The sequence below is a fragment of the Cupriavidus basilensis OR16 genome, from assembly GCF_000243095.1.
Lineage (GTDB): Bacteria > Pseudomonadota > Gammaproteobacteria > Burkholderiales > Burkholderiaceae > Cupriavidus > Cupriavidus basilensis_D.
On the sequence record NZ_AHJE01000041.1, the window covers coordinates 1 to 6,736 of the forward strand.

The 6,736-nt window shown below is 62.6% G+C and carries 4 protein-coding genes and 3 pseudogenes; 5 read left to right on the plus strand and 2 right to left on the minus strand.

Annotated features, from left to right (window positions below; translation table 11 throughout):
• Positions 1–244: pseudogene (locus tag OR16_RS45815) on the minus strand (bifunctional 2-polyprenyl-6-hydroxyphenol methylase/3-demethylubiquinol 3-O-methyltransferase UbiG); the annotation flags it as partial.
• A gap of 122 nt (positions 245–366) precedes the next feature.
• Entirely contained in the window at positions 367–1,026 is a 660-nt protein-coding gene (gene ompA / locus OR16_RS15440; protein ID WP_006158883.1) for an outer membrane protein OmpA, read from the minus strand.
• A 458-nt stretch (positions 1,027–1,484) separates the two neighbouring features.
• On the opposite strand from ompA, the pseudogene OR16_RS15445 reads away from it, so the two are divergent.
• The 5 genes and pseudogenes from OR16_RS15445 to OR16_RS15465 form a co-directional block, all read left to right on the plus strand.
• Positions 1,485–3,739, plus strand: a pseudogene (locus tag OR16_RS15445) (DNA gyrase subunit A).
• Positions 3,740–3,820: 81 nt separating this feature from the next.
• On the plus strand, positions 3,821–4,384 hold the full coding sequence (locus OR16_RS15450; protein ID WP_006158884.1) for a DUF2059 domain-containing protein: 564 nt from the start codon (positions 3,821–3,823) through the stop codon (positions 4,382–4,384).
• A gap of 122 nt (positions 4,385–4,506) precedes the next feature.
• Positions 4,507–5,667: a 3-phosphoserine/phosphohydroxythreonine transaminase gene (gene serC / locus OR16_RS15455; RefSeq protein WP_006158885.1), complete on the plus strand. Its 1,161-nt coding sequence runs from the start codon at positions 4,507–4,509 to the stop codon at positions 5,665–5,667.
• Positions 5,668–5,816: 149 nt separating this feature from the next.
• A pseudogene (locus OR16_RS15460) lies at positions 5,817–6,104 on the plus strand (prephenate dehydratase); the annotation flags it as partial.
• Positions 6,105–6,148: 44 nt separating this feature from the next.
• On the plus strand, positions 6,149–6,736 hold a 588-nt coding region (locus tag OR16_RS15465; RefSeq protein WP_043419910.1), incomplete at its 3' end, for a pyridoxal phosphate-dependent aminotransferase.

Sequence of the window (6,736 nt, forward strand, 5' to 3'; positions counted from 1 at the left end):
CGGTGCGCGCCATGCTCTCCGCCAGGATGCCACCACCGCAGCCAATGTCGACCACGTCCTTGCCCTTGATGTTGGCGATGCCATCGATCCAGCCGAGCCGCAGGGGATTGAGCTCGTGCAGCGGCTTGAACTCACTCTCCGGATCCCACCAGCGATGGGCCAGCTCGCTGAACTTGTCGATTTCGCGCGCATCGGCGTTCTTGCCGATCAGGGTGGTTTCAACCTGGGATGGAGCGGAGAGGATATCTGCGTCATGGAGTTTGGCGCGCCACCAGGGCGGCAGCGAGAAGGCGGAGGATATGCAGCGACTGTATCAAAAAAAAAGCCCAGCTTGCGCTGGGCTTTCTTTCATCGGAAAGATTCCGATTAACGTGCGCTGCGGGTGCCGACCACTTCGACTTCCACGCGACGATTCGGCTGCTGGCAGGAGATCTGTGCCTTGCGGTTGCCCTTGCACGACTTCGGGTCAACCTTCAGCTGACGCTTGCCCTTGCCTTCCGTGTAGACACGGTTGGCTTCCACGCCCTTGCTGACCAGATAGGCCTTGACGGCTTCAGCACGACGGATCGACAGGCGATCGTTGTACTTGTCCGAACCGAACGAGTCGGTGTGGCCAACTGCGATAATCACTTCCAGGGTGATGCCCGACAGCTTGGAGGTCAGGTCGTCCAGCTTGGCCTTGCCTTCCGGCTTCAGCACAGCCTTGTCGAAATCGAACAGGGTGTCAGCAGCGAAAGTGACCTTTTCGCTGGAAACAACCGGGGGAACAGCTGCCGGGGGTTGCGTTGCCACCGGAGCGACCGCCGGAGCCAGGGCGCCGTCGCACAGGGCGTTGGCGGTGGCCGGGGTCCACGAGCTGTCGCGCCAGCAGAGCTCGTTCGTGCCATTCTTCCACACGTACTCGCTCGTACCGTTGCCCCAGTTATCGTTCACAGCCTTCTTTTCGTAGGGGACGGACTGGGCTTGAGCGGATGCAGCCATTACTGCGGTAGCTGCAACGAGCGCGAGCTTGGCAAATTTTTTCATATTTCTCCTCTCAGGATGAGATCACCGCAGGGTTACTGCGAGCAAATGGACGGAAACAAGTCATACATTCTTCGGAGTATAACATTCTCGATGCGGTGTATGCTCCACTTCGAACAATGTCTGGCTCTTCGCTGGGGAATTGTGCCACAAGGGTCGTTTCCTAAGAAGTAAATATATTCGATTCCATCAATGGGTTTTAGGCCTGTGGTGTTTGTGCAACATGGCTCTTGCGATGCCCGCAAACCCTTGTCGGGCCGTGCTTGCAGGATTTTGGACATGGCGCCGCGCGCCCGTTCCCGGCGCCGCCGGAGCCCCTGCCAAGGGGGGCGCAGCGGCTGCGGGAGAGGGCAGCCGCGCATGTTAGAATGTCACGTTGCCCACCTGTCAGACGCCGCTTTGGCGAATGGCGATTCACCTGGGTGCCTTCTGTTTAAATTCGCCGGATAACCCACGCCGCAATGGATCAATTCGCCAAAGAAACCCTTCCGGTCTCCCTCGAAGAGGAAATGCGCCGTTCCTATCTCGATTACGCCATGAGCGTGATCGTCGGGCGCGCGCTTCCCGCGAAGATTGCCCACGAGATGCTGCTCGATATCGATAAGGAAACTGTCGATTTCGGGCCGAATTATGACGGCTCCGAACATGAGCCGCTGATTCTGCCGGCGCGCATCCCGAATCTGCTGATTAATGGTTCGTCGGGTATCGCGGTGGGTATGGCCACCAATATCCCGCCGCATAACCTCAACGAAGTGGTCGATGGCTGCCTGCATCTGCTGCGTAATCCGCAAGCCACGATTGACGAGCTGATCGAGCTGATTCCGGCGCCGGACTTCCCGACCGCCGGCATCATCTATGGCATCCAGGGCGTGCGCGAAGGCTACCGCACCGGCCGCGGCCGCGTCGTCATGCGCGCCAAGACGCACTTCGAGGATATCGACCGTGGCCAGCGCCAGGCGATCATCGTCGACGAGCTGCCCTACCAGGTCAACAAGCGCACCCTGCTCGAGCGCATCGCCGAGCTGGTGACGGACAAGAAGGTCGAGGGCATCTCCGATATCCGCGACGAGTCCGACAAATCCGGCATGCGCGTGGTGATTGAGCTCAAGCGCAACGAAGTGCCGGAGGTGGTGCTTAACAATCTTTATAAGCACACCCAGCTGCAGGACACCTTCGGCATGAACATGGTGGCGCTGGTCGATGGCCAGCCGCGCCTGCTGAACCTGCGCCAGATGCTGGATTGCTTCCTGTCGCACCGGCGCGAAGTCGTCACCCGCCGCACCGTGTTCGAGCTGCGCAAGGCGCGCGAGCGCGGCCACGTGCTGGAAGGCCTGGCGGTTGCGCTGGCCAACATCGACGAGTTCATCGCCATCATCAAGGCGGCGCCGACGCCCCCCATCGCCAAGCAAGGGCTGATGGCCAAGGCCTGGGATTCGAGCCTGGTGCGCGAGATGCTGGCACGCGCCGAAGGCGAAGCCGCAGGCGGCCGCGCCTCCTATCGCCCGGACGGCCTGCCGGCCATCTTTGGCATGCAAGCCGACGGGCTGTACCGCCTGTCCGACTCGCAAGCCCAGGAAATCCTGCAGATGCGCCTGCAGCGCCTCACGGGCCTGGAACAAGACAAGATCGTCCAGGAATACCGCGACGTCATGGCGGTCATCTCCGACCTGCTCGACATCCTGTCGCGCCCGGAACGCATCAGCACCATCATTACCGATGAGCTGACCGCCATCCGCGCCGAGTTCGGCGACCTGCGCCGCTCCCACATCGAGCTCAACGCGACCGAGCTCGATACCGAGGACCTGATCACGCCGCAGGACATGGTGGTCACCCTGTCGCACAGCGGCTATATGAAGAGCCAGCCGATTTCCGAGTACCGCGCGCAAAAGCGTGGCGGCCGCGGCAAGCTGGCTACCACCACCAAGGAAGACGACTGGATCGACACGCTGTTCGTCGCCAACACGCACGACTACATCCTGTGCTTCTCGAACCGCGGCCGGCTGTACTGGCTGAAGGTGTACGAGGTGCCGCAGGGGTCGCGCAATGCGCGCGGCCGGCCGATCGTCAACATGTTCCCGCTGTCCGATGGCGAGAAGATCAACGTCATCCTGCCGGTGCGCCAGTTCGACGCCGAGCATTTCATCTTCATGAGCACCGCGCGCGGCACCGTCAAGAAGACGGCGCTGACCGAGTTCTCGAACCCGCGCAAGGCCGGCATCATCGCGGTCGATCTCGACGAGGGCGACTACCTGATCGGCGCTGCGGTCACCGACGGCCAGCACGACGTGATGCTGTTCTCGGATTCCGGCAAGGCCGTGCGCTTCGACGAGAACGACGTGCGTCCGATACCAAGGGCATGATTGCGATCCAGACGAGCGAGCGCAATGGCCGGGTAGTGGCTGCCGCGCTGGTGTCGCCGGAGGACGAGATCATGTTGATCACGACCGGCGGCGTGCTGATCCGTACACGTGTGTCCGAAATCCGCGAGATGGGTCGCGCCACGCAAGGCGTGACTCTGATCAATGTGGATGAGGGCACCAAGCTGTCCGGCCTGCAGCGAATCGTCGAAAGCGATGCCGACAACGGTGTGGCGGGAGACGAACTCGAGGAAGGGGCTGACGCGGTGGATGCGGCGGCTCCGGCTGCCGACGGTGAGCAGGCAGGTGCGCAGGACGGCACTGACGCCGGCACGCCTGACACAGGATCAAATTCGTAAGTTGTTGCAACATTGACCCGCTAGCCGGAACTCGATTGCCGGCAGCGGGACTAAAACGGACATATTTACAAGGGAGTCACAATGCTCAAAACCTATCGACGTATCGCTGTTCTGGCTGCCTTCGTACCGGCCATGATGCTGGCCAACGCGGCGCATGCCCAGGACGCCGACAAGACCGCTGCCATCAAGGAACTCCTGACCGTGATGCAAGCCGACCAGGCCGTCAAGGGCCAGGCGGATAACTGGCAGCAAGGCGCCAAGCAGGAAGCGCCCATGGTCCTGGAGCAGGTACTGGTCGAGAACAAGACGCTCAACGACAAGCAAAAGCAGGCTGCTGTCGAGAAGCTCAAGAAGAACGGCGCGGTGCAGCGCATGGTCGATGGCGCGGGCACGGCGTTCACCACCGATGGCTTCAAGACCGACGCCATGAAGGCCCACTACGACGCCTTCGGCAAGTACTACAGCGCCCAGGAAATCAAGGACCTGACCACGTTCCTGAAGTCGCCGACCGGCCAGAAGTTCATGGCTAACCAGGGCAAGGCGACCCAGGAAATCTGGGGCTCGATGATGCAAAAGTACGGCCCGCAGGTCGGCAAGTCGATGCGCGATGCCGCCGAGAAGGAAATCGCCGCCGCTGCGAAGTAATTCGCCGGCGGGCAGGTTGGGCGGGCGGGGCGCTGTCCTCGCCCGCCCAATCTGGAGCGGGTTTGATGGATAATGGCTGCTTGGGTAATACCGGCAGCCATTTTTCATTTCCATCCCGATCCATGAACGAACCCCAGAATCCAGCACTTGCCGCCATGATGCAGCGCGCCGTGGCCGAGCGTGTCTATAACTTCTCGCCCGGTCCGGCGGCCCTGCCGACCGAAGTGTTGTTGCAGGCTGCCGACGAGATGCTGTCGTGGCACGGATCCGGCGTCTCGGTGATGGAAATGAGCCACCGCAGCCGCGAGTTCGAGAGCATCCAGGCCGAGGCGCTGGCCAACCTGCGCGAGCTGCTGCAGGTGCCGAAGAACTTCCGCATCCTGTTCCTGCAAGGTGGCGCCATCGGCGAGAACGGCATCGTGCCGCTGAACCTGATGCGTCGCGTGGACGCGGATCGCCCCAAGGCGGATTTCGTCGTCACCGGCACCTGGTCGGTCAAGTCCGAGCAGGAAGCGCGCCGCTACGGCGAGGTGAATATCGCTGCCACCAGCACCGCGAAAAAATTCGCGCGCATCCCGGATGTGGCGGACTGGAAGCTGTCGGACGATGCCGCCTACGTGCACCTATGCACGAACGAGACCATCGTCGGCGTCGAGTTCCAGGACGTGCCCGACATCGGCCAGCACCGCGATGGCGGGCCGGTCGTGGTGGCCGATGTCTCCAGCCATATCCTGTCGCGCCCGGTCGATTGGTCGCGCGTGCAGGTGGCCTACGGTGGCGCGCAAAAGAACATCGGGCCGGCCGGCTTGACCATCGTGATCGTGCGCGAAGACCTGCTGGGCCATGCGCATCCGCTTTGCCCGTCCGCCTTCAACTGGCGCCTGGTCGCCGAGCACGACTCGATGTACAACACGCCGCCGACCTATTCCATCTATATCGCCGGGCTGGTCTTCAAGTGGCTCAAGGCGCAGGGCGGCGTGGGCGCCATCGAGCAACGCAATATCGCCAAGTCGCATGCGCTGTATGAGTTCCTCGACCAGAGCGTGTTCTACCGCAATGAGATCGATCCCGGCAGCCGTTCGCGCATGAACGTGCCGTTCTTCCTGGCCGACGAATCCCGCAACGACGCCTTCCTGGCAGGCGCGCGCGCCAATGGCCTGGTGCAGTTGAAGGGCCACAAGTCGGTTGGTGGCATGCGCGCCAGCCTCTACAACGCCATGCCGATCGAGGGCGTTGCCGCCCTGATCGAGTACATGCGCGAATTCGAGCGGACCGCGGCCTGATCCTTCGTTTGCGGCGGTATCGCGTGGCGATGCTGCCGCCGTGCCGGTTCGGTTTTTCCAGGGCCACTGCATTGCCACTGTGCAATGACGTGGCGTAGCGGATTCATACAATGACAAATCAAGACAAGCAAGGCACACAGGGGATAGGGATCGGCCGCTACGAGACCGAGCCCTCCGGCAGCGACCAGACCTCGATGATCCTCTCAGTGCCCAACAAGGCCGGCGCGGTCTACCAGCTGCTGGCGCCGCTGGCCGACAACGGTGTGTCGATGTGCCGGTTCGAGTCGCGCCCCGCACGCAGCGGCGCGTGGGAGTACTACTTCTACGTCGACGTCGAAGGCCACCAGCACGATGCTTCAGTAGTGCGCGCGCTGGAAGAGCTGCGTCGCAACGCGGCTTACTTCAAGGTGCTGGGCTCGTATCCGTCCAGCCGGTAACAGGATCGGCGATCCGCGAACAACGTTTCAGAGAAGGTATGAACATGGCAGAGCAGGGCAAGCAGTTCGGTCCCGAGTATGTGCGGGCGATTTCCCCGTACGTGGCTGGCAAGCCGATTTCCGAAGTCGCGCGCGAGTTCGGCCTGCACGAATCGGCAATCGTGAAGCTGGCCTCGAACGAGAACCCGCTCGGCATGCCCGAATCGGCCCGCACCGCCATCGCTGCCGCCGTGGCCGACCTGGGCCGCTACCCGGACGCCAACGGCTTCGCGCTGAAGGGCGCGCTGTCGGCCCGCTTCGATGTGCCGGCCGACTGGCTCACGCTAGGCAACGGCAGCAACGACATCCTGGAAATCGCGGCGCATGCGCTGGTCAAGCCAGGCGAGTCGATCGTCTATGCCGAACACTCCTTCGCGGTGTACGCGCTGGCCACGCAGGAAGTCGGCGCGCGCGCCATCGAGGTCAAGGCGCGCGACTACGGCCACGATCTCGGCGCGATGGCCGTGGCCATCGCGCCGGATACGCGCCTGGTCTTTATCGCCAACCCCAACAACCCGACCGGCACCTTCCTGCCGGCCGCCGAGATCGAGGCCTTCCTGGCCAAGGTGCCGGCCGATGTCGTGGTGGTGCTG